Here is a 24,645-nt window from a genome sequence, read left to right as displayed (position 1 = left end):
CCTTGAATTGTCCAATGAAGGCCACCGGCGCACAGGGCAATTTGGGTGGCTTCATAGGCAAGACACCGCAGAAGTCCTCTTTGGATGCAGACAGCCCAAAAAAAAATCTTAGCCGCATCCATCGCCCGCTATGGCGGGTATAAGAGAAAATGCAGATTGACGTATTCGATCTGAAGGGGAGACGTTTATCGATGCTCATAACCGCTCAATCGGATGATCTTGGTCAGGCCTTGTCAGGCTGCGCCAGCGGCGACCGCATGGCCCTGCGCCGGATCTTCGATCAGGAATCAGGACGGCTAGTGTCGATTGCCCAGCGCATTGTCCGGCGGCGGGATTTGGCCGAGGAGGTCGTGCAGGAAAGCTTTATTCGCATCTGGACCCATGCGCATCAATATCAGCCAGACAGAGGCTCGGCCCGCGGCTGGATCTATGCAATTGTCCGCAATCGCGCGCTGAACCTTATCCGCGACGGCAAGCGCGAGCACAGCATGGAGGAAATCGAGAGCTTCAGGGAAAGCGAAGAGACGGAGGAGATCATGATTGCCTGGCAAAGGCTCGATCGCAATACGCGACTCTATGAATGCCTGGGCGCCCTGGAAGAAAGAAAGCGCAACGGCATTCTCATGGCCTATGTCGGCGGCTATTCGCATGGTGAAATCGCCGGGAAGCTTCAGCTTCCGCTTGGAACCGCGAAATCCTGGATAAGGCGCGGCCTGATGGCGCTCAGGGAGTGCATGGCATGAGCTATTCCCGTGATGAAATTCCGATGATCGCCGACGAATATGTCATTGGCCTGCTGGATGCCACGGAGGCGGCGAAAGTCGAGCTTGAGGCGGAACGCGACCCCGAGCTGAGGGCCGCGGTTGCCGCCAGCCGCGAACGCTTCCTGCCGCTGGACGAGCTGGCGCCACCACTGCCCACGAATGAAGCGCTCTGGCAACGGATCGAGGCGGCCCTTCCGCCGCAATCCGGCATGGCATCTGCCTCGGCTGCTCCCTCCCCGGCGAACGACAACAAGTCGGCTCGACGCTGGAAGCCGATTGCGCTTGCCGCGATGGCGGCAAGCCTCCTGCTCGCAGTCAGCCTTGGCTTCAGCCTGCTGCGCACGCAGGAGCCTCTGGTGATTGCGGTCCTCGTCAATGAGTCCGGAGAGGTCCAGGCCGTGGTGGAAGACTTCGGCAACCAACGTGCCATGGTCAGAATGCTGGCCGATTACGATGTCGCCCCTGACAAGACAATCCAGGTCTGGACCCTGCCGTCGAAAGAGACCGGCCCGGTTTCGCTCGGCCTCATCGAGCAGGCCCGCTCCACGACTTTGGATGGCCCCTCTTTGCCAAGTCCGCGTGGCGACCAACTCTATGAAATCACTCTGGAACCCGCCGGCGGTTCGCCCACGGGCCGACCGACGGGACCGATCTTGGCAAAGGGCCTGGCAAAGCTGCCGCTCTGATTTCAACCGCCCTGAGGGCCTGGTCAGGCGGCAGTTTCATGCCGCCTGCACTTCGTGAGTTCTGATCTCGACAGCGCATGCCTCACACGTGCGGCAGGAGCATTCGCCGCGCCACGAGAGAAGACTTCATTTGCTTTCCAGATCCGAGCGCGATAAAGAAACAAGAGTTTTTCATTCCACTTTTATTCTGCATTCGGAGCATGAGCGCACAACCACCGCGTCAGGTCGCATTTTTCCTTGAGCACAGACCGGCCCTCGTCGATTACGCCGCACGGCTGATCGGATCGCGAGACCTGGCGGAAGATATCGTGCAGGATGCATTTTTACGCCTGAAGCCAGCGGATACCGATGAGTATGCGCCACGTCAGCGTTTGGCCTATTACTACAGCATCGTGCGCAACCTTGCCTTCGACCAGCTAAAGCGCCGAAGGGTTGAAACCCGGGGTCGCGATGTCGACCCACCGTTCTGGGTTGTCCCGCAGGACACCGGTACGCCGGAGGAGGCCGTGCTGTTCTGTGATCAGGTCCGCGTGGCCTCAAAAGCGCTCGAGACGCTGCCGCAAGACGCGCGACGCGCGATCCAACTCTACCGCATCGAGGGCTGGACCTTGGAGTCAATCGCCACCGAATTGAATATCTCCGTGGCGACGGCCCATCGGCTGATCAAATCAGGCATGGTAAAGATCGCCCTATCCCTCGATCAGGCTGCCCATTGAAATCCTTGGCTCCCCGTGAAAAATCTTACCGCGCTGATCGTCTATAGTAGGACGGTGCCCGAGCGCCCTGCCCGCATGCGACGAAAATAACCAGGGACAACCCAGCTTTGACGACCGAACAGCATCCAGATCAAATGCGGGAATTGCTTCTCGAAGAAGCAATGGACTGGCTCATGCGGATGAACGAGACGCCGCAGGATGCTGAGGTTGACCGGCAATGGCAGGCCTGGATGCAAAGATCGGATATGCATGTTGCGGCCTGGACCCGGATCTGTCGCACCTGGGCGGCGCTCGGCGAACAGCCGCCGCTCATCAAGGCAAGGCTTGTTCAGCCAGAAGGGAACGCGCGGCGAACACCGCGCCGCCGGCCTTACGTCGCGACGGCCACCCTGCTGATCGCTGGCCTCGCGGCGGTAATTTTTGGACCCGCCCTGCGCATGCGACTCGAAGCGGATTTCCGCACGAGCGCCGGTGAAACGGAAGTCGTGACGCTTGCCGACGGATCGCGCGTCACACTCGCACCAGAAACCGCCATTGCCGAAGGCTTTGATCCCGCCTTACGCAGGATCAAACTTCTTTCGGGGGAAGCCTATTTCGAGGTGACGCGCGATCCGCAACGACCCTTCACCGTCGAGGCAAGCAATGCTTCCGTGCGCGTGCTCGGTACAGCATTCGGTGTACGGGAAACGCAAGAGGGAACGCGGGTGGAATTGGCGTCTGGCTCAATTTCCCTCACACCAGGGAGAGCAGAAGACGCCATCCCCCTTTCACCCGGCGACGTCGTCACGGTCGCCAAGGGAAGCGGAGAGGTCAAACACGGTCGTATCGATCCCGGCGAAATCGCCTTGTGGCGTGAGGGCAAGCTTTCCGTGAGCGATGAGACACTCGGGGATGTCGTTGCCCTGATCGAGCGTCAGCATCCAGCCTGGATCAGGCTGCCGGAGGATCTGGCGTCGCTGCGGGTAACGGGGCTCTATGATCTTCAAAATCCGGACCAGGCGCTGGCAGCTGTGGTCTCGCCGTTCGGCTTGCACGTCCAGACCATATCACCCTACCTCCGTATCATTTCTCGTAAATAAATACCGTTATATCAATAGATTAGAACAATTTCCCGGCCTTTGACGCAAAAATTTCGATGGCCCGTGAAAAACTTGCCTCTATCACTCGTATTTAACCCCGAACACGGCCTGAGGCCGTTTCTGTTTTGGGGACGAGTATGACAGTTAAGACATCTTCCACGCATCGCGCCTTGATCGGGGCAGCATCGCGCCGCCTGCTGACCACGACCGCCTGCGCCTTGGTTTTGTTTGCGGGCCCTTCCAGCCTGCCGGCCCTGGCGCAATCTGCCAGCGCGGTTTCCGCCACCCACAGCTTTGACATTCCCGCACAGCCGCTCTCAAGTGCCTTGAGAGCCTTCGGGCGCCAGGCGGGCCTGCAGGTTTCGCTGCCGGCCGCCGCTGCTCGCGGCGCAAGTTCTGCTGCCGTATCTGGCACCCTGACCACAGAGGCGGCTCTCTCTCGGCTTCTTGGCGGAACCGGCCTCTCCTATCGCATCAGCAATGGTGTCGTGGTGGTTGGTGATCAGCCGTCTGCCGCAACCGGCGCCGTGCCAGCCGCCGATGCTTCGACAATGCTGGGTGAAATCACGGTAACCGGCCAGGGGGATGCGACCAGCGTGGCCTCGGTCAATATCGGTGCAGAGGAGCTGGCCGCACGCAACCCGTCCAGCGTTGCAGACGTATTCCGTGATGAGGCCGGTGTCAGCGTCGGCAGTTCAATCCCGACCTCGCAAAAGGTCTATGTCAACGGCCTTGAAGAAACGACGCTCGCTGTCACGATCGACGGCAGCCGCCAGAACAACCGGGTCTTCCACCACAACGCCACGAACCTGATCGACCCCTCCCTGCTTAAAGCCGTCAACGTCGATGCAGGGATTGCCCCCGCCGATGCAGGCCCCGGCGCACTCGCGGGCTCCATTGCCTACGAGACCAAGGATGTAAAGGACATGCTGACCGAAGACGGCTTCGGCGGCATGGTTTCCGAAACCTACAATTCAAACAGCCAGACCTTCACCACCGGCCTTGGCGGCTGGGCCATGCAGGACGGTTTCGAGTTTCTCGGTTTTGTGAACTACGGCAAGGGCGGAAACTTCGAAGCCGGCAATGGCGAAGAGGTCTTGGGCACCGAGACCAATCTTCTCAGCGGCCTGGGCAAAGTCGCCTACGAAGCAGAATCGGGTGACCGTTTTGAGTTGAGCCATGAGCGCGTGCGTGATGATGCGGAACGGCCATTTCGTGCCAACGGCATCTTCCAAGGGCGGCCATGGCAGCCCGCCACCCGAAACTATCTTCTGGAGCGCCAGAATACGGTCTTCACCTATTCGGACACGACACCAGAGGGCTGGTGGGACCCGACTGTGCGGCTCGCCTACAGCACCAGCCTGGTTGACACCATGGCCTATCCGAGACCGACACCTGGCTGGCCGACCAGCTACCCGACGATTGGTGAAAGCCAGAGTCTGAACGGGAAGTTCGAAAACAAATTCGCACTCGATAACGGCAATATCGTCGCCGGTATCGATTTCTATCGCGACCAGATCGAACTCGATAGCGTTACCACTGTTCCCGCACTGATGGATGACGGAACTGAGAAGGCGACCAATATCGGCATCTATAGCCAGGCAAGGCTCGAACCTTTCGATCACACCCGCATCTCTTTTGGCGGTCGCGTCGACAAGCAGTGGTTTGAAGGTGTGAATGGCGAAGAATGGGATCACGCGGGCATCAGCGGCAATGCTGCGGTCGAATACGATCTGACGAGCTTCCTCACCGCCAAAGCAGGCGCGTCGCATGTCTGGGCGGGCATTCCGCTTGCCGAGAGCTTTATCATGGATCCCAATTGGGATTATACGGCTTCTGGACCGGACGTGACCACGGCCAACAACGTGATGGCGGGTCTGGAGCTTCACCATAGCGGCTACACAGCCGAAGCAAGCATCTTCCGCAGCAGCATCCAGAATGCTCGTGTGGCCAAATACACAGGCAGCCTCCCCGGCGTTGTCTATCCAAACCTCAACTACGACGTCGTCTCCGAAGGATACGAACTCGGTGTCGGCTACGACTGGGTCGATGGCTTCATCAAGGTGAAGTACGCGCACATCACCGGCGAAGTCGACGGGCAGCCAGTGAACTCTGATACTGGAAACTACTTGGCGACACCCGTGGGCGATATCATCACCCTCTCCGCGGCTCACACATTCACGGAATGGGGCCTGACCATCGGCGGTGATATGGAATTTGCACCGAAATACGAGTCGGGCGACACCACCTACAAGTCATATGAAGTGGTCAACATTTACACCGAGTGGAAGCCGGAGCAGCTCTCTCATATGACGTTCCGCGCGGAAGTTCAGAACCTCTTCAACGAGACCTATGCGAGCCGCGCCACTTACGGCCAGGAGTTCGAAGCGGATGTAACCCCCCTCTATGAGCAGGGCCGCACCTTCCTGGTTTCAGTCAAGGCAACCTTCTGACCCTGAGAGACTGCGCTGCGCCAGGAGACTGGCGCAGCGCTCACGTGTATCGAGTGACGAGGAACACCTCGATGAGCGACATGGATACCAAGCGGGCTATCCGCTGCAGTCTTCGTGGACCAGTATTTCGGCATAGCGGGGCGTCGTCCTGATGCAGCGCGCCCACACCCCGAACCCTCACGCGATTGCCGCGGCTGCAACCTTCCAGAGCTTCGCCAATTGCTATATCCGCGAGATCGATCCCGGCTGCACCACTTGCATGACGCTTGAAGGCTGCGAGCGAGACTGCCTCGACTGGTATCTGTCGGCACCCAGGCTTTATCTGCGGGCAGTTGTCGCCACCGACAGCCAGGTCGGACCAAAGGCCTTTGGTCAAATCTTTAGCCGCCATCCCGGCGAAAGCGTCTGGCATACAACCGATCCACTCTGGGCCGTCCAGTGCCTGGTCCACGATCTCAGCGAAAAAACCAAGGCCGAGAGCCGTCCCGGTGCCGGCCTCGAACTGATGCTGCGCACGCTGCAGAGCTGCGCCCGGATTGCGAGCTTGGCCGAAGAGGCGAGTGAGCGCGCTCTCGAAAACCGGCCCAACGGCTTTATCGAAAGCGAACAATCGCTCGTCTTCGGCCACTGGATGCATCCGACACCCAAGAGCCTGACCGGCATGAGCGACTGGCAGTCGGCAACCTATGCCCCGGAGGGTGGCGGGCGTTTTGCGCTCACCTATTTCGCCGCACCGCGGCAGAGGGTCCGGGCCCGCTCGGTCGCGGGCGATCTTGATGGGATCGTTCGTGAAATGGCGGGCGATCTGCTCGATGAGAACCCACTCGGTGACAACGAAATGATCCTGCCGATGCATCCGCTGCAGGCCGAGGCGCTGCTGCTGCAGCCGCAGATCCAGGCGCTGATGGCTGAGGGCGAGCTACGCCTGCTCGGCAGCGGTGGCGTCAAGTTCACCGCGACATCTTCCGTGCGCACCGTCGCCTCTGACGACTGCGACTGGATGCTGAAATTCTCGCTGCCGGTGAAGATCACCAATTCGCTGAGGCTCAACCGCGCCCATGAGCTGGAGGCCGGGGTGGTGATGGCGCAGCTGGTCGACCTGCTCGACCTTGAGACCCGGCTGCCGAAGCTCGGCTTCCTCCGCGATCCCGCCTATCTCACCCTCGATCTGCCGGGATCGAGCGAAAGCGGCTTCGAGGTGATCTTGCGGGAAAACCCCTATCGCGGCGAGAAGGGCGAAGGCGTGATCAGCCTTGCGGCGCTGACGGCACCGGCCCTTCCCGGTCGGCGCCAGCGGCTTGCGGCGCTCATCGAGCGGCTGGCCGGAGAGGCGGGACTGGCAAAGACCGAGGCCGCCCATCAGTGGTTCGACCGCTATCTCGACTGCGCCGTGACGGCCCTTGTCCGCCTCTATGACGAGACAGGCATCGCGCTCGAAGCGCATCAGCAGAACATGCTGGTGGATGTTGCCCAGGGCTGGCCGTCGAAAGTGATCTATCGCGACAGCCAGGGCTTCTATCTCTCGGAGCGGCACCGGCAGGGGCTGACGAACCTCCTGCCCGATCTCGCCGACGTGAACGATCTCTTCTATCCCGATACCGAGATCCGCCGTCGCTTCGGTTATTACCTTGTCGTCAATCAAGTCTTTGCCGTGATCCAGCGGATGAATGCCGAAGGCCTGGCCGATGAGGCGCACCTTCTGGGCAAGCTGCGCGGCCATTTGACCACATTGTCGAAGACCTTGCACGGCAGCGGGCTCGATCTCGTCCGCCACCTGCTCGACAACCGGACCATCACCACAAAGGCCAATCTCGGCGTGCGTGTCGCCGGCATAGACGAACTGGAAGGGGGCACTGGCATGGCCCTCTATCGCGAAATGCCGAACCCGCTGCATCCCGCCCACATCAAGACCGCGAGGCTTGCCGATGCCCTTGCCTCTTGATCTGCCGGCACAGCCGGAAGAGCGCGTCCTTCGGCAACTCGTCTCGGCGCTGCTTTTTGAAGGAATAGCATTAAGCGACAGTCGCGGCGCGAATGACGGTACGACAAACCTTCAAATTGGCGCTGGCGAGGCCCGCGCGGCGCTTCGAAGGGGTCCCTTCGGCCGGCCACGCCTCACACCCGGCTCCATCGAACTCCGCTGCCCCGAGACCCGCGGCTGGACGCTTGGGGACCTCAACAGGCTCATCGATGTCTTGCCCGCACCCGAGGCGTCGCGAAAGACCTTGCTTGACGAACTCAAAAGCACGATCCGCTTCCTCGATCAGGATGGGATCGTCACGACCGTCTCGGACCGGCGTGCCCTCTCCTTCGATCGCTTGGATTGCGCGCTAGCCGAAGCACATCCCTACCATCCGTGTTTCAAGTCGCGCACCGGCTTCAGCCTCGACGACAATGCCCTGTTTGGGCCGGAGGCAGGGCGAGCTTTCCGCCTGCACTGGCTTGCCGTCGAACGACAGCATGTACGCGAAGCCCTGCCTTGCGATTCCGATCAGTTTTGGCAAGACGAACTCGGCGAAGGCCATGCCGCCCGGGTGCTGTCGCGGATGAAGCGCAAGGGTTTGTCGCACGAAAGCCATGCGCTGGTGCCGATTCATCCCTGGCAGTGGCGGCATCTGAAGGACGGGCTTCTGGCCGACTGGATCGCCGACGGACGCGTGACCTCGCTCGGCGAAAACGGCGATCCCTACCGCGCGACGCAATCGATCAGGACGCTCGTCAACCATGCCGATCCGACCCGCGCGCATGTGAAACTGCCGCTCGATATCGTCAACACGTCGTCCATGCGGGGGCTGGAGCCGCATTCGATCGTGACGGCGCCGCATCTTAGCCACTGGCTAGCCGGACTGATCGAAGGCGATGAGGATTTCAACAGCCGCTATCCGGTCGAGGTGCTGCAGGAATATGCTGGAATTCGGGTCGACGCGCATGGCGCGCTCGATGGCAAACTGGGCGTGATGCTGCGCGAAAGCCCGAAGATCAGGCCCGGCGAACAGGCCGTGCCGTTCAATGCGCTGATGATGCTGGAGGCGGATGGCCAGCCCTTCATCGCGCCGTGGATCGCACAGCATGGCCTTCGTCCCTGGCTCCAGCGCATGCTGGAAGTGGCTATCCTGCCGGTCTGGCATCTGATGGTCCACCACGGCGTCGCACTGGAAGCGCATGGACAGAACATGATCCTCGTGTTGCGCAACGGCTGGCCCGAGCGGCTGATCCTGCGCGACTTTCACGAGAGCGTCGAATTTTGCCCGGCGCTTCTGCGCCGCCCTCAGGATCTGCCGAATTTTGTGGCCATCGACCCCGTCTATGAGGGGGCGCCGTCGGATGCCTATTACTGGACCGACCATGCCAATGAGCTGCGCGAGCTGGTGATGGACTGCCTGTTCATCTACTGCCTCACGGAGGTCTCGCTGTTGATCGAGACGGCCTATGGGCTCACGGAGCACGCGTTCTGGAGCATGGTCAGCGAGCTGCTCGATGGCTACGGCGAGCAGTATGCCGACGAGGCGCGGCTTTCGCTCTTTGCCCATGACCAGCCCGAAATTTCGACGGAATCGCTGCTGTCGCGCAAGCTCTTTCGCGATCGCAGCCTCTATCGCCACCGGGTGCCCAATCCGCTTGGCCCCAGAGAACGGAGCGACCAGCCATGATCCTCATCGACGGGACTTTCCATAGCGAGGCACAGATCAACGAGAGGGCCACGGCCTTCCTCGCCGCAACGGGCATCGTTGACCCGCGCCTCAGCGTCGCTGTCTGTTTCGACGAGACGGTCGACTGGCTCTCGGCCTTCTTCGCCATCCGGCAGCTCGGCGCGAGCATCCTGCCGCTTCTGCCCGGCACGCCGCTTGCGACCGCCCGCAAGCTCGCCAAGGAGGCCGGCTGCCACCGGCTATTCCACGGCGGGACGACAGCCGAATGGCTGGGCGAGCCCGACGACGACAGCCCGAGGGGACGGCTTTTGCAGATGAGCTCCGGCACCACGGGTGCCGCCAAATGCGTGGCGCGCGGATGGGACGATATAGAGCGGGAGCTTGAGGACTACGTCTGCTTCTTCCGCGAGCCCCAGGACATGACGCCTGTCGTCGCCTGCCCGACCACCCATTCCTACGGGCTGATCTGCGGTCTCCTGGTGGGATTGAAGCGCGGGCGCGTGTCGCATGTGGTGAACACCGGAAATCCCAAACACCTGATCAGGGTCCTCAGGGAAACCGAGCGACCGATCCTCTATTCCTCGCCCGCCATGCTGCACACATTGGCGCGCTTGCTGCCATTAGGCGAAAAGGTGCATGCGATCATGACCTCGGGCACGCTGTTGCCGGAGAGCTGGTTTTCGACCATCCGCGCCAAGTGCGAGCGTTTCTACCAGCAATATGGCTGCTCGGAGGCTGGCTGCGTTGCCATCAACAGCGACCTCACGCATCCCGCCGACATGGGCCGCATTCTGCCGCGCTTCTCGGTCGCCGAAACAGGCACCGCGGATGCGCCGGTCGAAATCGTGCTTCAGGGCCATGCCCGGATCGAGACAAAAGATCTCGGCTATGTCAGAGCCGACGGTATGCTCGTCTTCGTCTCCAGGCTCGATGACACGGTGAATGTCTCGGGCCTCAACGTCTATCCGCGCGATGTCGAGGACCAGGCGATTGCCGTCGACGGTGTAACAGATGCGGTGGCTTTCCGTGTGCCGGACAGCTTTGCCGGCGAGCGCGTGGCGCTCGTCTATTCGGCGAACAGGAACCTGCCATCCACCGAGTTGCGCGAGAAGCTGATTGCCCTCCTCCAACCGCACCAGGTGCCGATGCATTTGGTGCAGGTGGGCGAGGTACCCCGCCAGGCGAACGGCAAGATCAGCCGCCGCGAAATTGCCAGGCGCTTTTTGGCCGGCGAATTCAACGATCAGAAGGAGCGCGCCTCGTGACCCGAAGCGACATCATCGACGCCATTGCGCAAGTGTTGGCCGGCCCCATGCAGCATCGGCATATGGAGGCATTTTCGCCGGCGGCGCGGCTCAACCAGGATCTCTATCTCGATTCCGTGCTGATCCTGCAGATCTTCCTCAATCTCGAGCTCGAACACGGGCTGATGGTCGACGACGCCGTGATCAGCCGCAAGGATGTGGTGACGGTGGCCGATCTCGCCGATCTCTTCCTGCCTGAAGACGACACGGCACCCGCTGAACCGGAACCTGCCGCAGAGCCCATGCCGGAATTCGAAGGCGGGGTGCATGGCGAGGAATATTACGACATCAAGGTGCACTGCTTCGTCAGCTGCCTTTGCGACGGCTTGAAGCGGCGCGGCATCGATCACCGGCCCTTCTATTTCGGCATCTGGGATGCGCCCTTCGGGATAAGCCCGCGCCACGAGCTGCTCTATCACGACGCCACCGTCAGCCATGAGCCCTTCCGTCTCTGGTTCGAGCGCCTCTACCGCGCGCCCGTGACGCCCTGGTACGACCACGCCCGCTCGAAGGACGAGAATGTCGCGGCCTTCCTCGATCTGCTGGAAAAACGCAGCGAAACCGAAGGCGTGATGGTGATGCTCGACCTCTTCCATCTGCCGGAGCGGGAGAACAAGTTCAACCAGAACCCCTTCCCGCATTACCTGATGCCGGAAATGACCGAGGACGCGGATGTCTGGTTCATCCGCGACCCCGACTATCGCTGGGAAGGGCCGATCGAACGCGCGAAGGTGTTGAACGCGATTGCCCAGCCGACGGTTGCCGGCGGCTATCATTTCGACCGCGCCGCCTTCCAGCCGGCGGATGATGCCGATGTGGTGGCCTATCTGAACGAATGCCTGATCCGCGCGCGCAATCCGCTCATCGAAGCACTGCGATCGGTTCTTGCCGCCCATGTCGAAGGGCGAGACGGTCTGGTACTCTCCGATCTTACCTCTGGCCTGCGCGAGCTGCCGGTTCTCGCCATCCGCAAATATGCCTATGAGCATGGCTTTGCCTTTGTCTGGCGGGCGGCCAAGCTCGGCAACAGCGAATTCGAGCATTGGTGTAACGAAATCGAAGCGCTGCACCAGGAGTTGAAAAACATCCACTTTACCGCCATGAAACTGGCGCAGACGGGCGACCGACGGCTGATCGAGGATGTCGAGCGCCGGCTCGACCGGGCCGACCGCTTCGAGACCGCCATCAAGACCCGCCTTGGTGCCGCGTTCGACGCCTGGAGCGCCGGCTTTCAGGACGCAGATAGCCCACGCCTGAAAGCGCTGGCCTGATCCATGACCACCTGCTTACGTTTCGGAGAGACAGCCATGAGCATTCGCCACTTCACCCGCCGCGCGCTGATTGCCGCCAGCCTTTGCCTCGCCGCTTTGCCGGCGGTTGCGCTCGACGTCGAGACCTATGCCGGCAAGGTTACCGTCGAGGGCACGCCGTCGAAGGTTGCCGTCTTCGATATCGCCGCCCTCGACACGCTGCTGGCGATCGGCGTCATGCCCGCAGGCATCCCGGAGAACCTTTACCTCTCCGAACTCTCGGAGCTCAAAGGCAAGGCCGAGGTCGTCGGCGACATCTTCGAACCCGATCTCGAGGCTTTGAGCGCGCTTGAGCCCGACCTCATCATCCTCGGCGGCCGCTCCTCCGGCAAGGAGAAGGAGACGGTCAAGGTCGCGCCCTCGCTCGACATGACCATGGACGGCATCGATGTCATCGAGCAGGCGCGTGAGCGCGCCACGACCTATGGCGCGATCTTTGGCAAGCAAGCTGAGGCCGAGAAGGCCGTTGCTGAATTCGACGCAGCACTTGCCCGCGCCAAGGCCGCCATTCAGGGCAAGGGCAAGGGCCTGATCCTGATGACCAACGGGCCGAAAATCACCGCATACGGTGTCGATTCCCGCTTCGGTTGGGTGCACAAGGCGCTCGACCTGCCGCCAGCAGTGGAAGACGTCGAGGCCGCCACCCATGGTGAGCCGGTCTCCTTCGAATTCATCGCCAAGGCCAATCCCGACTGGCTGCTGGTGCTCGACCGCGCGGCAGCCATTGGCGCAAACGACCAGAATGCCAAGGCGACGCTCGACAATGCGCTGGTTGCTGGAACTACGGCCTGGAAGAGCGGCCAGGTGATCTACCTGCCCTCGGCGGATTTCTACATCGCAGCCGGAGGCTTGAAGGCCACCGAACGGGTGCTGGCGACGATTGAAGCCGGCTTTTCCGCCAGCCAGTGATGTTTGCCATCGCTGATGTAGGACGTCGTCGTGCAATGATCGGCGCCGGGCTCTGTCTGGCGCTTCTCATCGTCATGAGCATGGCAATCGGCGTGCAGGAGCTTTCGATTTCCGGCACTGATGGGGCGATGCCGCTTGCCGAGCTGCTCTCGATCAGCCGTCTGCCGCGCACGCTGGCCGCAGTCCTCTGTGGTGCAGGCCTTGCGGTCGCCGGGCAGATCATGCAGACGCTGACGCGCAACCGTTTCGTCGAGCCCTCAACGGCAGGCACCGCCCAGAGTGCAGCGCTCGGCATCCTGATCGTGACGCTCTTCCTGCCGGCAGCGGGTCTGGGCGTGAAGGCACTGGTTGCAAGTGGCAGCGCCATGGCCGGCACCGCGCTGTTCCTCGCCACCGCCCATCGCCTGCCGCCGGAACAGCCGCATCTCGTGCCGCTCTTCGGCCTTGTCTATGGCGGCGTGGTTGGGGCTGCCGTCACCTACGTCGCCTGGCAGAATGACCTGCTGCAATATCTCGATATCTGGACCAATGGCGAGTTTTCCGGCGTGTTGAAGGGCCGTTACGAACTGCTCTTCATCGCCGTCGTCATCGTCGCAGCCGCGATCCTGATTGCCGACCGGCTGACGATCATGGCACTCGGCGAGGACCAGGCGACCAGCCTCGGCATCGACTATCGCCGCATGACCCAGATCGGGCTGGTGCTGGTCTCCATCATGTCGGCGCTCTCGGTCGTCGTCGTCGGGCTCATACCCTTTGTAGGCCTTGTCGTCCCAAATCTCGTTTCACGCATCTCGGGCGACAATCTGCGTGGCACGCTGCCGCTCGTGGCACTCGGCGGCGCAATCCTTGTGCTCGCCTCCGACATCGCCGGTCGCGTCATCCGCTTTCCCTACGAAATCCCCGTGGGCACCGTGATGGGCGTCATCGGACCGGCCGTCTTTCTCTGGTTCATCCTTCGGGAGAGACGCGATGCGTGACCGGGTCGTGATTGCAGTGCTCCTCTGTCTGGCGCTCTTCGCCATCGCCGCCTTCATGACGATAAACCTGCGCGGCAACGTCGCTTTTGCCCTGGAGCTGCGCGGCATCCGGCTTGCAGCCCTGGTGACAGTCGCCGTCGCCATTGCGCTGTCGACCGTTACTTTCCAGACGATCACCGGCAACCGTATCCTCACGCCCTCGATCATGGGGCTCGATGCGCTTTACCAGTTTGGTCAGGCAGCCCTCGTCTTTACGCTTGGCGGGCTGGGCTATGTCTCGCTCTCGCCGCATCTGAAATTCGGCATGGAGACCTCCGCCCTGATGCTGCTGGCTATGGTCATCCTCTGGCCGGCGCTGAAAAGCCGGATGGACCTCACCTTGATGTTGCTCGCCGGCGTCGTCATCGGTGGCCTCTTCCGCAGCCTGACCAACCTTTTGGCCAGGTTGATCGATCCGCAGGAATTCGCGGTGGCGCAGCGGGCGATGTATGCCAACTTCTCGTCCCCGAACACCGACCTGCTGATGATCGCCGGCCTGATCACCATGCTCGCCAGCGCTTTCCTCGTCTCGCGCCGGCACCAGCTCGACATCGCAGCCCTTGGACGCGACACGGCGATTGGCCTCGGCATCGCCTGGAACCGCGAGATCATGATCCACCTCCTGGTGGTGTCGCTGCTGGTCGCGGTCTCCACAGCCCTGGTCGGCCCCGTTACCTTTTTCGGTCTGCTGATCGCGGCGCTGGCCGAGCGGCTGACGGCCTCGCGCCGCCATGCCGGTGTTTTTGTCGTGGCAAGCCTGCTCGGCGTGATTGTGCTGGTCGGCGGCCAGACGCTGCTGCAGCACGGGCTTGGCCAAGCAGGCACCCTCTCTATCGTCGTCGATTTTGTCGGCGGCCTTGTCTTTATCCTGCTTCTGTTTGCGAGGCGCACCCGATGATCGACATTCAATCCGTGAGCCTTGATCGCGAGGGCCAACGCGTTCTCGATGGCATCGACCTTACCCTGCCCAAAGGTGGGCTGACCGCACTGGTCGGTCCGAATGGGGCAGGCAAATCGACGCTGCTCTCGCTCACGGCAAGGCTCTTGCCGCTGAAACAGGGCAGCGTAACCATTGACGGCCTGTCTGTGGCCACCACACCGGGCAAGGTGCTGGCAAAGAAACTCGCGATACTGAGACAGGAGTCCGGACCGCCGCCGCGTGTGACCGTGCGCGAGATGATTGGCTTCGGCCGCTTCCCCCACAGTGGCGGACGTCTGACGGCCGAGGACAAGGCCATGGTGGAGGAGGCGTTCGCCCGCTTCGAACTGGAAGGGCTTGCCAACCGCCCACTCGACCGGCTCTCCGGCGGCCAGCGGCAACGCGTGATGGTGGCGATGACCTATGCGCAGGACACCGACTACATCCTGCTCGACGAACCCCTGAACAATCTCGACATGTATCACGCCCGCCAGTTGATGCTGGAACTACGCCGGCTGGCCGACGAGACGGGCCGCACCATCGTCATCGTGCTGCACGACATCAACCATGCCTCGGCAAGCGCCGACCGGATCATTGCGATGAAACATGGCCGGATTGCCGCCGATGGACCGCCCAACCAGATCATGTGTACAGAGGTGCTGGAGACGATATACGGCTTTGCCATCGAGGTGGTGGAAACGCAGGGCATGCGGATCGCACTGCAATACGCAAGGTCGGTTCGCTAGCCGATCCCACAGCCGCTTACGCCGGACGGTGCTTATCAGCATGCCTTGCCCTTCACCCTACCCCGGATTGAAACCATTGTCTGATCCGCGAGTTCCCCCAGGATGGCACCACCCTGGAGGCGATGGAACATGGCAAAGCGCGATGAGACGGTAACCTATGATGGTCCCGCTGGTGGCTGGGGTTCGCTGCGTGGGATCGCCGAGATAGCCGGCAAGGAAGGAGTGAGCGCCGGCGCCATGGCGACCCTCCTGGAGCAGAACAAGCCCGGCGGCTTTGCCTGTGTCTCCTGTGCCTGGACGAAGCGGGCAAACCACAAGGCCGTTGAGTTCTGCGAAAACGGCGCCAAGGCCACCCTTTGGGAACTGACCAGCCGCAAGGCGACCCTGGATGTCTTTGCCCGTCACACCCTTGCGGACTTGCGCGGCTTCTCGGATCATGATCTTGAACAGCTTGGCAGGCTGACCCATCCCTTGCGCTATGACAGTCGCAGCGATCGTTACATTCCCTGCTCCTGGGATGAGGCCTTTGCCGAGATCGGCAAGGAATTGCGGGCCATGGAGCCCAAGAAAACGGTCTTCTACACCTCCGGTCGCGCCAGCCTTGAGACGAGTTACTGCTGGGCTTTGTTCGCCCGAGCCTACGGCCACAACAACCTGCCCGACAGCTCGAACATGTGCCACGAGACAACCTCGGTCACGTTGAAAAAGGTCATTGGCTCGCCCGTCGGCACTGTGGTGCTCGACGATTTCGACCATTGCGACGCACTGTTCTTCTTCGGGCAGAACACCGGCACCAACAGCCCGCGCTTCCTGCATCAGCTTCAGGCAGCCGTGCGGCGCGGCTGCAAGATCGTCACCTTCAATCCCGTGCGCGAGCGCGGCCTTGAAAGCATGATCAATCCTCAGGAACCGACAGCCATGGTCAGCGGCCATGAGACCGCGCTGTCCTGCCAGTATCACCAAGTCAAGCCGGGCGGCGACATCGCGGTTCTCCTGGGGCTCTGCAAGCACGTTCTTGCCGCCGATGATGCAGCGCGTGCGGATGACAGGCAGATCATCGATCACGCGTTTATCGCCGAACATACCACTGGGTTCGAAGCCTTCGAGGCACGTCTGCGATCGCTCGACTGGTCGGACATCGAAGAGGTCTCCGGCGTCACCCGCGCCGCCATCGAGGCGGCGGGCACGGTCTATGTCGAGGCTGAGAATGCCATCGGCATATACGGCATGGGCCTGACCCAGCACATGCACGGCTTCGAAAACATCGCAACTTATGTGAACCTGCTGCTGATGAAGGGCAATATCGGGCGCAAGGGCGCCGGCATTTCGCCTGTGCGCGGTCACTCCAATGTTCAGGGTCAACGCACCGTCGGCATTGCGGAAAAACCGGAGCTTGTGCCGCTTGATCGACTGGCAGAGCTTTTCGATTTTGCGCCGCCACGGGAAAAGGGCATGAATACGGTCGAGGCCTGCGAAGCCATCCTGAAAGGCGAGGTGAGCGCCTTTATCAGCCTCGGCGGCAATTTTCTGCGCGCCGTTCCTGAGCAGAGAGCGATGGAAGAGGCGTGGCCGCGCATGCGCCTGACGGTGCAGATCGCAACCAAGCTCAATCGTAGCCACCTGATCAATGGCGAGATCGCGTATCTCCTGCCCTGCCTTGGGCGCAGCGAAATGGATCTGCTGACCGGCAAGCCGCAGGTGGTCTCAATGGAGGATAGCCTCAGCTGCGTGCATGGTTCGGTCGGCAAGCGTACGCCGGCCAGCAAAGACCTGAAGTCCGAGATAGAGATTGTCAGCCGCCTCGCTGAGGCGACACTTCCGCCGAACCCGAACATGCCCTGGGGCAACTGGGCCCGCGATACCGCCGCCGTGCGTGACCTGATCGAGAAAACCTATCCCGACGAATTCCGGGACTTCAATGCCCGCTTGTTCACGCCGGGCGGCTTCTATCGCGGCCATCCCGCCCGCGAGCGGCAATGGAAGACGGAAAGCGGCAAGGCCGAATTCGTGACTCCGGAGATGCTTTCGGCGACTGGCTACCAAACAGCGCCTGAGCGGTTCACCCTCATCACGCTGCGCAGCAACGATCAGTTCAACACCACGATTTATGGCTATAGCGACCGGCTGCGCGGCATCGAAGGCAAGCGTGACGTGTTGCTGATCAACCCCGGCGAAATCGACCGGCTCGGGCTGGCCGTGGGAGAGCGGGTCACCGTGGTATGCGATGCAGAAGATGATATCGATCGTCGCGTTACCGGCCTGGAGATCATGCCATTCGATCTCCCGGATGGCTGCGTGGCTGGCTACTATCCGGAACTCAATCCACTCGTCCCCCTGTCACATCATGACCGCGCGTCGAAGACCCCGGCCTATAAGTCCGTGCCGGTCAGGATCAAGCGCAACGGTGAGGCAAGATTGTCTTTCCCGGGAGCAGACAAGCCGTCGTCCTGATCAGGACCTATGGAACAATTCGGCCCCAGGCGTGTTGCCTTCCGCAAGGCAGCTGCTGCACCGGCCCGTAACTGGTCGACCGAGCGCGGCAAGCGACAGATCAGGACTGGAGCCGAGTGGGGGGACGATGAACCTGGACATATATTGCGGCCCTGCGCCCACCCCTGATGCAGTCTGGAGTGCGTGGAATTTTGACCCTCCGCTGCTTCTCATGATCGCCGCGGCTTTCGCGATCCTGATCACGTTAGCGAGCGGGTCACGGCAGCGACTGGCGGCAATTGCCGCACTCATCATCATGCTGATCGCGTTCGTTTCGCCTCTCTGCGCTCTCGCCTCGGCGCTGTTTTCCGCCCGCATTTTCCATCACATCCTGATTGTCTCTGTCCTTGGTCCCCTCATCGTGATGGCGATCCCCTTAAGATTGCGACCGGGGCGACGCCTTCCGCCGCAGCTTTCGTTCCTCGTGCACACACTTTCGATGTGGTTCTGGCATGCGCCGGAGCCCTACCTATTGGCGCTCTCGTCACCTGTTATCTACTGGTTGATGGAGCTCAGCCTGATTGGATCAGCCATCTGGCTCTGGGCTGATATCGTTTCCCCACGGCGCGCGGCGGGCTCGGCCATCGCGCTCCTGCTTGGAACGACCTTGCAGATGGGCATGCTGGGTGCACTTCTCACCTTCTCGCGCCAACCGCTTTTCGCCGCACATATGGATACGACCCTCGCCTTTGGACTTTCGCCACTGGCCGATCAGCAACTGGCCGGGCTGTTGATGTGGGTGCCGGCAGCACTTCCCTATCTATTTGCTGCGCTTCTCATCCTGCGCCGTGTCTTTGCCGGTCGCGGCCTCGACGGCGAGGCCTCCAGCCGATGATTGCCCTGTTGAAATTCGTTCACATCGCAGCGATTGCCATCTGGACAGCCGGTCTCATCAGCCTGCCCAGCCTCTATGTGCAGAGAGCGCATGTAAGAGACAAAGATGCGCTTTACCGCATGCAGCGGATGACGCGATTTGCCTTCGTGGCGCTGATATCGCCGGCGGCCTTTGTTGCGGTCGCAAGCGGCATAGGGCTCAGCTTTTTGCGAGAGGTCTTCTCTCCGTGGTTTTCCTGGAAGCTGGCATTCGTCGGTCTGCTTGCCGTTTTCCACGTCTTCTCTGGCCTGGTGGTCATCAAGCTTTTTCGCGAGGGCGAGGTCTATCCCGTATGGCGCTTCGTGGTCGCAACAGCGAGTTGCTGCGCGGTGGTGCTCGCCATCCTCGTTCTGGTCCTCGCCAAGCAGGCCCCGGACTGGTCACTCCCCTCCGTCATGTCGGAACCTGGCGGGCTCCAGCGGCTGCTCGCGCCGATCAATCCTTGGGCGACACCATGAGGCCGATACCGTGATCGAAAATCAGCTTGCCCCCATGCCATCCAGCAATACCCGTCAACACGGCGGCGAGACACGACAGGAGCATGCCATGCGGCAGAACCGCATCCGGATCGACCAGTCTCAGGCCCCAATTGGCACCGGCAACAGAGATCAGCGTGACAGCGGCGATTGCATGCGCCCAGCTCGCAGCCCGTGCACGAATGCCAGGAACGAGAAGGAGTTCCGCAGTGCCGACGATGCCGGCGGCAACACCCGCGAGAAATGCCGTCCCTGCGCTCCAGAGCCCGACCCGCAACCAGAAGGGATCGGCACTGAACCAGTAGAACACATCGGCTGCCAGCGTGCCGAACACCAGAGCGATCGGAAAATGCACGCTCATGGCATGGAGAGGATGACCGGCAACGGCGACCGCCGAGGTCTTGTCTTCCTTCTCCAGCTGCTCGATGACAGGGTTTGCGGTATCCGCGTCAGATGTTTCGGCCATGGGCATCCTCCATTCGCGTTGAAAAGGTCGGAGCGAGCGCAATTGTTCCAACGTGCCAGTTTGCTGACTGTTTCCACACTGCCGCTCGCCTCCTGTTCCGGAGACCTGTCGGCCCTGGATCCGGCAGGTCCCTACGCCGGCGCGATCGCCAATCTCTGGTGGATCATGCTTGCAGGTGCCGCAGCGATCCTCGCCCTTGTGCTTGTCCTGTTTGCACTGGTGTTCTTCCGACCCGGCTTCGGCCGCGGTCTCTCGCAGAAGGGCTGGATGATCGCGGGCGGCCTTGTCCTGCCGGTTCCCGTGTTGATCGCGCTGATGATCTACGGCATGGCGCAGGGAGAGTATCTGATTGGCGCATGGCAAAAGGAACCGGTGATCGCCCGTGTCGAAGCCAAGGGGGCCATGTGGCGCTGGAATTTCCGCTATCCCGATCTTGGACCGGATGTCGCGTCAGAAGAGACACTTCACATTCCCGTCGGCGGCGTCGTTGAGGTTCAGGTCACCAGTGACGATGTCGTGCACAGCTTCTGGATCCCCAGATTGGCGGGCAAGGTCGATGCCGTACCCGGCCATATCACGACCCTGAGGATCAGGGCCGATGTAGCCGGACGCTATGGCGGCGTCTGTGCCGAATATTGCGGTGTCGGACACACATCCATGCGCTTCACCGTCGAGGCCCACCCGCCCGAACTCTACGAACAACGCCTGACCGAGATGTCCGTAAGGGGGGCCGCGCCATGACAGAAGCAAAACCGGTTACCGGATTTGAGACCCCTGCGACACCGATCCGCCTGCATCGCCAACTGGATTCCGTCTGGGGATCGGGACAAGGCCTCGAACGCCTGTCCGCCGTCAACCACACAGTGGTTGGCAAACGCTTCATGCTGACAGCGCTGGTTTTTTTCGCCATCGGCGGCGTTCTCGCCATGCTGATCCGTGCGCAGCTCGCCACGACCAGCAGCGCCTTTCTCGATGCCGCCCAATATGCCCAGGTTTTTACCATGCATGGCGTCATCATGATGTTCCTGTTCGCCATCCCCTTCTTCGAGGGCCTGGCGATTTACCTGTTACCGAAGATGCTGGGAGCCCGTGACCTCGCCTTTCCGCGCATGTCGGCCTATGGCTACTGGTGCTACCTTTTCGGCGGCTCGTTTCTGGTCGCGGCACTTGTCTTTGGTATCGCGCCGGATGGCGGCTGGTTCATGTACACGCCGCTTTCGTCGCGGCCCTATTCGCCCGGCATCAACGCCGATGTCTGGCTGCTCGGGATCACCTTCGTCGAAATTTCCGCGCTGTCGGCTGCCATCGAAATCCTGGTGACGATTCTGAAGGTGCGCTCACCCGGGATGTCGCTCACACGGATGCCGATCTTTGCCTGGTACATGCTGGTCGTTGCCGCCATGATGCTAATTGGCTTTCCTCCACTCATCCTCGGCTCCATCCTGCTGGAGGTTGAGCGCGCCTTCGACCTCCCCTTCTTCGATCCGACGCGCGGCGGCGATCCGTTGCTCTGGCAGCATCTCTTCTGGCTTTTCGGCCACCCGGAAGTCTACATCATCTTCCTGCCAGCCGCCGGTGCGCTCTCGACCATCATCCCGGTGCTGTGCCGCACCAGGCTCGAAGGCTATGGGCTGATCGTTGCTGCCATCGTCGCCATGGCCTTCCTGTCCTTCGGCCTCTGGGTCCACCACATGTACACGGTTGGCATTCCGCATGTGGCGCTATCCTTCTTTTCCGCCGCAAGCGCACTGGTCGCCATACCCACAGGCATCCAGATCTTCGCGTGGCTTGCCACGATGGCGCATGGCAGCCCCCGCTCGTCCATTCCGATGTTGCATGTCTTCGGGTTTTTCTTCGTCTTCGTCGCTGGCGGTCTCACCGGCGTCATGCTTGCCATGGTCCCCTTCGACTGGCAGGCCCATGACACGCATTTTGTCGTCGCCCACCTTCACTACGTTCTCGTCGGCGGCTTCGTATTTCCGATGATGGCGGCAGCCTATTACTGGCTACCGCATATTGCCGGGCGCCAGCCGGTGCAGCACCTCTCGAAACCCGCCTTCTGGCTGGTCTTCATCGGCTTCAATCTAACCTTCTTCATCATGCATCTGACCGGGCTCCGCGGCATGCCGCGCCGGGTTTTCGAATATCCGCAGGCAGCAGGCTGGGAGGTTCTGAATTTCATTTCTTCGGTGGGCGGCTTCATCATGACGATCGGGTTTGCGCTGGTGGCCCTCGACCTCATTCTGCTCTTCATTCACGGCAAGCCCTTCCGCCGGGACCCGTTCGAGGCCGGGACGCTGGAATGGGCGACCCCGACGCCGCCGCCCTCCTACAACTTCGCTTCCCTGCCGCATATCGAGACCCGCGCCGACCAGTTACAGCCGCGCCAGCTCGGCCCCGAGCTTGCCGCAGGACGTGGCTATCTCGGCTTCATGCGAAACGGCTGGATGGAAACCCTGACCGTCGACATGACAGACGGTCGCCTCGATCATGTCGTCGTCCTGCCGGGTCCGACTTACTTGCCGCTCTGGACGGCGATCGCAACGGCCGGCTTTTTCGCCAGCCTGCTGGCAAAGCTCTATTGGCTGACGCCAATCGCGCTTATCGTCGTCATCGTGCTGTTCTTCCTGTGGACGCCGTCGACCGGCCTGAAACAGGATTTAGGCCCGCTTGAGGTCGGGCGCGGCTCAAAGGCCTGGCATCACCAGGAAGTCGACCAGCCGCCATCCTGGTGGGCCGTCGTCTTCGCCCTGGCCGCGGATGCCACCCTCTACACCTCGCTGATCTTCGGTGCCTTCTTCCTGTGGCTGTCCGCACCGAACTGGCCGCCGGCTAATCTCGACTTCACCTTTCCGCTGCCGGCGCTTCTCGCAGCGGCGTCGCTGACGATCGCCGCGATCGCCGGCCGCTATGCCGATGGCAGCGCCGGCCGGACCTCGTCAGCTCTCGGCGTCGTCCTTGCGGCACATCTGGTCAGCATCGTCGCTTTGGCGACCATCATGACCTCGATCCCGGCCCCGACAGGCCACGCAGCCTCCGCCGCGGCCTTCGCCGTCGCGGCCTACGGCTTGCTGCATGCCGGCATCGGCGCTCTGCTTGCCCTTTACGGGCTGTGGCGGTGGAGGACCGGCTATATCTCGCAGGCACGCAGGCTTGACCTGCGCATTGGCCGTCTCTGGCACGATTACACCGCCGTGACAGGCCTTGTCGGACTGGCCTTCCCCTTCATCCTGCAAAGCCTGACCGGCACCGGAGGAGTTTGAGATGAAGGCACCGAGCTTCACATTTCTGCTTTCGGGCTTCCTGGTCTGGTCCGTGGGATTCCTTCTGCTCTATGGCGTCCAGGCCACCGGCTGCCATCTTGGGTGGCACGAAGTTCCCATTGGACCGATCTCGGCACTGCGCCTGATCCTTCTTGCCCTGCTCGCGGCAATGCTTGCTCTGATCGGTGCACTGGTCTGGCACGCGACAAAAGCTCGTCGCACTGCGCAATCTGAAAACATCGGCATCCTCGCAGACATCGCCCGATTGCTGCAAATCGCCGCCCTCGCTTCGACGGTTCTGGTCTATGCGGGCGTGGCCTGGCTGACGCTCTGCTAGACCATTGCGAACCTACCCCGGATCGCGAATGCGCGGGGTAATGCGGCAAAAGGGAAATGGAGAGGAAGCCAGCGAGAACGCCTCAAACTGTTACCGGATCCTTCGGCCCAGCGCGTCAAAGAGGAAACAGGCCCTGGCGGATAGGCCGACGGTGATCTCCTCGCCCAGCCGACCGCCCTGCCGCCGTTCCTCCTGTTCGATGATGATCTGCTCGCCGGGCACCGTATGGGCGTAGACATAGCTGGTATTGCCAAGGTGTTCGACGACGTCGACATGGGCGGTAAATTGCGCATCGCCCTCACCATCGGATGAGAAGTGCTCAGGCCGAACGCCGAGCGTCACGCTGTCGCCGGTCTTCGGCGGCGCAGCGCAGGCGAACGTCAGTCGTGTCTCGGGCCGCGCGGTCAGCGCCACCGTGACTGCGCCGCCTTCTACCTGACCGACCACCGTTGCCGGCAAAAAATTCATCCGCGGCGAGCCGATAAAGCCCGCGACGAACATGTTGTCGGGGTCGTCGTAGAGCGCGAGCGGCGCCCCCACCTGCTCCACGATGCCACCACGCATGACGACAATCTTGTCGGCGAGGGTCATCGCCTCGACCTGGTCATGCGTGACATAGACGATGGTGGCGTTAAGCTCCTTGTGCAGCCGGGCGATCTCGACGCGCATATGCACGCGCAGCTCCGCATCAAGGTTCGACAGCGGCTCGTCGAACAGGAAGACATCTGGCTGGCGCACGATCGCACGACCGATCGCCACGCGCTGCCGCTGGCCGCCGGACAGGGCCTTGGGCTTGCGGTCCATCAGCGCATCGAGTTCAAGGATCTTCGCGGCGGCATCAACCCGCCGCGCAATCTCGTCCTTCGCCATGCCGGCAAAGCGCAAGGCAAAGCCCATGTTTTCACGCACAGTCATATGCGGATAAAGCGCATAGGTCTGGAAGACCATGGCGATCCCGCGTTTCGACGGATCGACATCGTTCATCACGGTTCCGCCGATAGTCAGTTCGCCCGAGGAGATATCCTCAAGCCCTGCGATCATCCGCAGCAGCGTGGACTTGCCGCAGCCGGACGGGCCAACGAAGACGACGAATTCGCCGGAGGAAACCTCAAGGTTCACCCCCTTGATGACCTCGAGCGAGCCGTAGGACTTGCGGATATCGGTGAGCCGAACCTCTGCCATCTTAT

Annotated in this window: 21 protein-coding genes; 19 read left to right on the top strand and 2 right to left on the bottom strand. The window is 61.6% G+C overall.

Translation table 11 applies throughout. The annotated features are described in order from the left end of the window. The first annotated feature begins 191 nt into the window (after positions 1-191). From FAA97_RS19465 to FAA97_RS19390, 16 genes are all read left to right on the top strand, one after another. On the top strand, positions 192-743 hold the full coding sequence (locus tag FAA97_RS19465) for a sigma-70 family RNA polymerase sigma factor (protein ID WP_136600243.1): 552 nt from the start codon (positions 192-194) through the stop codon (positions 741-743). Then, positions 740-1,450, top strand: coding sequence for an anti-sigma factor (locus tag FAA97_RS19460; protein ID WP_136600242.1), 711 nt, complete (start codon positions 740-742; stop codon positions 1,448-1,450). The genes FAA97_RS19465 and FAA97_RS19460 overlap by 4 nt, the downstream gene beginning before the upstream one ends. Before the next feature lie 200 nt (positions 1,451-1,650). Next, positions 1,651-2,166, top strand: a complete 516-nt coding sequence (locus FAA97_RS19455) for a sigma-70 family RNA polymerase sigma factor (RefSeq protein WP_136600241.1) — start codon at positions 1,651-1,653, stop codon at positions 2,164-2,166. A gap of 134 nt (positions 2,167-2,300) precedes the next feature. Further along, positions 2,301-3,245, top strand: coding sequence for a FecR family protein (locus FAA97_RS19450; protein WP_136600240.1), 945 nt, complete (start codon positions 2,301-2,303; stop codon positions 3,243-3,245). Positions 3,246-3,382: 137 nt separating this feature from the next. Further along, positions 3,383-5,698, top strand: a complete 2,316-nt coding sequence (locus FAA97_RS19445) for a TonB-dependent receptor plug domain-containing protein (RefSeq protein WP_136600239.1) — start codon at positions 3,383-3,385, stop codon at positions 5,696-5,698. A gap of 151 nt (positions 5,699-5,849) precedes the next feature. Then, on the top strand, positions 5,850-7,640 hold the full coding sequence (locus FAA97_RS19440; protein WP_136600238.1) for an IucA/IucC family protein: 1,791 nt from the start codon (positions 5,850-5,852) through the stop codon (positions 7,638-7,640). Beyond that, a complete protein-coding gene (locus tag FAA97_RS19435; protein ID WP_136600237.1) occupies positions 7,624-9,348 on the top strand; it encodes an IucA/IucC family protein in 1,725 nt (574 codons plus the stop codon). The genes FAA97_RS19440 and FAA97_RS19435 overlap by 17 nt, the downstream gene beginning before the upstream one ends. Further along, positions 9,345-10,613 (top strand): AMP-binding protein, encoded by a 1,269-nt coding sequence (locus FAA97_RS19430; RefSeq protein WP_136600236.1) that lies wholly within the window; start codon positions 9,345-9,347, stop codon positions 10,611-10,613. Before FAA97_RS19435 ends, FAA97_RS19430 begins: the two co-directional genes overlap by 4 nt. Beyond that, complete coding sequence (locus FAA97_RS19425; RefSeq protein ID WP_136600235.1) at positions 10,610-11,923, top strand: DUF6005 family protein; 1,314 nt, start codon at positions 10,610-10,612, stop codon at positions 11,921-11,923. The genes FAA97_RS19430 and FAA97_RS19425 overlap by 4 nt, the downstream gene beginning before the upstream one ends. Before the next feature lie 36 nt (positions 11,924-11,959). Next, on the top strand, positions 11,960-12,871 hold the full coding sequence (locus FAA97_RS19420) for a siderophore ABC transporter substrate-binding protein (RefSeq protein WP_136600234.1): 912 nt from the start codon (positions 11,960-11,962) through the stop codon (positions 12,869-12,871). Continuing rightward, positions 12,871-13,848: an ABC transporter permease gene (locus FAA97_RS19415; RefSeq protein ID WP_136600233.1), complete on the top strand. Its 978-nt coding sequence runs from the start codon at positions 12,871-12,873 to the stop codon at positions 13,846-13,848. Before FAA97_RS19420 ends, FAA97_RS19415 begins: the two co-directional genes overlap by 1 nt. Next, positions 13,841-14,785: an iron chelate uptake ABC transporter family permease subunit gene (locus tag FAA97_RS19410; protein WP_136600232.1), complete on the top strand. Its 945-nt coding sequence runs from the start codon at positions 13,841-13,843 to the stop codon at positions 14,783-14,785. The genes FAA97_RS19415 and FAA97_RS19410 overlap by 8 nt, the downstream gene beginning before the upstream one ends. Next, a complete protein-coding gene (locus FAA97_RS19405; RefSeq protein ID WP_136600231.1) occupies positions 14,782-15,552 on the top strand; it encodes an iron ABC transporter ATP-binding protein in 771 nt (256 codons plus the stop codon). Before FAA97_RS19410 ends, FAA97_RS19405 begins: the two co-directional genes overlap by 4 nt. A gap of 129 nt (positions 15,553-15,681) precedes the next feature. Further along, positions 15,682-18,003, top strand: a complete 2,322-nt coding sequence (locus tag FAA97_RS19400) for an FdhF/YdeP family oxidoreductase (RefSeq protein ID WP_136600230.1) — start codon at positions 15,682-15,684, stop codon at positions 18,001-18,003. 127 nt (positions 18,004-18,130) lie between these two features. Further along, entirely contained in the window at positions 18,131-18,877 is a 747-nt protein-coding gene (locus FAA97_RS19395; protein ID WP_136600229.1) for a cytochrome c oxidase assembly protein, read from the top strand. 8 nt (positions 18,878-18,885) lie between these two features. Further along, complete coding sequence (locus FAA97_RS19390) at positions 18,886-19,374, top strand: CopD family protein (RefSeq protein WP_246041585.1); 489 nt, start codon at positions 18,886-18,888, stop codon at positions 19,372-19,374. On the opposite strand, the gene FAA97_RS19385 is transcribed toward FAA97_RS19390, so the two are convergent. Next, positions 19,352-19,858 (bottom strand): DUF2231 domain-containing protein, encoded by a 507-nt coding sequence (locus FAA97_RS19385; RefSeq protein WP_136600227.1) that lies wholly within the window; start codon positions 19,856-19,858, stop codon positions 19,352-19,354. The genes FAA97_RS19390 and FAA97_RS19385 overlap by 23 nt on opposite strands. A gap of 42 nt (positions 19,859-19,900) precedes the next feature. On the opposite strand from FAA97_RS19385, the gene coxB reads away from it, so the two are divergent. Genes coxB through FAA97_RS19370 form a run of 3 tightly spaced genes read left to right on the top strand, consistent with a single transcriptional unit; the run spans position 19,901 to position 23,458 of the window. Continuing rightward, a complete protein-coding gene (gene coxB, locus FAA97_RS19380; protein WP_136600226.1) occupies positions 19,901-20,599 on the top strand; it encodes a cytochrome c oxidase subunit II in 699 nt (232 codons plus the stop codon). Continuing rightward, complete coding sequence (gene ctaD, locus FAA97_RS19375; protein ID WP_136600225.1) at positions 20,596-23,121, top strand: cytochrome c oxidase subunit I; 2,526 nt, start codon at positions 20,596-20,598, stop codon at positions 23,119-23,121. The genes coxB and ctaD overlap by 4 nt, the downstream gene beginning before the upstream one ends. A 1-nt stretch (position 23,122) precedes the next feature. Next, positions 23,123-23,458 (top strand): hypothetical protein, encoded by a 336-nt coding sequence (locus FAA97_RS19370; RefSeq protein WP_136600224.1) that lies wholly within the window; start codon positions 23,123-23,125, stop codon positions 23,456-23,458. 90 nt (positions 23,459-23,548) lie between these two features. Here the strand turns inward: FAA97_RS19370 and FAA97_RS19365 are convergent, their stop codons facing one another. Then, positions 23,549-24,640: an ABC transporter ATP-binding protein gene (locus tag FAA97_RS19365; protein ID WP_136600223.1), complete on the bottom strand. Its 1,092-nt coding sequence runs from the start codon at positions 24,638-24,640 to the stop codon at positions 23,549-23,551. Positions 24,641-24,645: the final 5 nt, after the last annotated feature.

The organism is Peteryoungia ipomoeae (genome assembly GCF_004912165.1).
Classification (GTDB): Bacteria; Pseudomonadota; Alphaproteobacteria; order Rhizobiales; family Rhizobiaceae; genus Allorhizobium; species Allorhizobium ipomoeae.
Note: the sequence above shows the minus strand (reverse complement) of the source record. Positions and strands in the feature narration are given on the sequence as shown.

Excerpts from the sequence above, each read along its gene's own strand:
- FAA97_RS19465 (WP_136600243.1), top strand. The coding sequence starts at position 192 with ATGCTCATAACCGCTCAATCGGATGATCTTGGTCAGGCCTTGTCAGGC.
- FAA97_RS19460 (WP_136600242.1), top strand. The coding sequence starts at position 740 with ATGAGCTATTCCCGTGATGAAATTCCGATGATCGCCGACGAATATGTC.
- FAA97_RS19455 (WP_136600241.1), top strand. The coding sequence starts at position 1,651 with ATGAGCGCACAACCACCGCGTCAGGTCGCATTTTTCCTTGAGCACAGA.
- FAA97_RS19450 (WP_136600240.1), top strand. The coding sequence starts at position 2,301 with ATGCGGGAATTGCTTCTCGAAGAAGCAATGGACTGGCTCATGCGGATG.
- FAA97_RS19445 (WP_136600239.1), top strand. The coding sequence starts at position 3,383 with ATGACAGTTAAGACATCTTCCACGCATCGCGCCTTGATCGGGGCAGCA.
- FAA97_RS19440 (WP_136600238.1), top strand. The coding sequence starts at position 5,850 with ATGCAGCGCGCCCACACCCCGAACCCTCACGCGATTGCCGCGGCTGCA.
- FAA97_RS19435 (WP_136600237.1), top strand. The coding sequence starts at position 7,624 with ATGCCCTTGCCTCTTGATCTGCCGGCACAGCCGGAAGAGCGCGTCCTT.
- FAA97_RS19430 (WP_136600236.1), top strand. The coding sequence starts at position 9,345 with ATGATCCTCATCGACGGGACTTTCCATAGCGAGGCACAGATCAACGAG.
- FAA97_RS19420 (WP_136600234.1), top strand. The coding sequence starts at position 11,960 with ATGAGCATTCGCCACTTCACCCGCCGCGCGCTGATTGCCGCCAGCCTT.
- FAA97_RS19415 (WP_136600233.1), top strand. The coding sequence starts at position 12,871 with ATGTTTGCCATCGCTGATGTAGGACGTCGTCGTGCAATGATCGGCGCC.
- FAA97_RS19410 (WP_136600232.1), top strand. The coding sequence starts at position 13,841 with ATGCGTGACCGGGTCGTGATTGCAGTGCTCCTCTGTCTGGCGCTCTTC.
- FAA97_RS19405 (WP_136600231.1), top strand. The coding sequence starts at position 14,782 with ATGATCGACATTCAATCCGTGAGCCTTGATCGCGAGGGCCAACGCGTT.
- FAA97_RS19400 (WP_136600230.1), top strand. The coding sequence starts at position 15,682 with ATGGCAAAGCGCGATGAGACGGTAACCTATGATGGTCCCGCTGGTGGC.
- FAA97_RS19395 (WP_136600229.1), top strand. The coding sequence starts at position 18,131 with ATGAACCTGGACATATATTGCGGCCCTGCGCCCACCCCTGATGCAGTC.
- FAA97_RS19385 (WP_136600227.1), bottom strand. The coding sequence starts at position 19,858 with ATGGCCGAAACATCTGACGCGGATACCGCAAACCCTGTCATCGAGCAG.
- ctaD (WP_136600225.1), top strand. The coding sequence starts at position 20,596 with ATGACAGAAGCAAAACCGGTTACCGGATTTGAGACCCCTGCGACACCG.
- FAA97_RS19370 (WP_136600224.1), top strand. The coding sequence starts at position 23,123 with ATGAAGGCACCGAGCTTCACATTTCTGCTTTCGGGCTTCCTGGTCTGG.
- FAA97_RS19365 (WP_136600223.1), bottom strand. The coding sequence starts at position 24,640 with ATGGCAGAGGTTCGGCTCACCGATATCCGCAAGTCCTACGGCTCGCTC.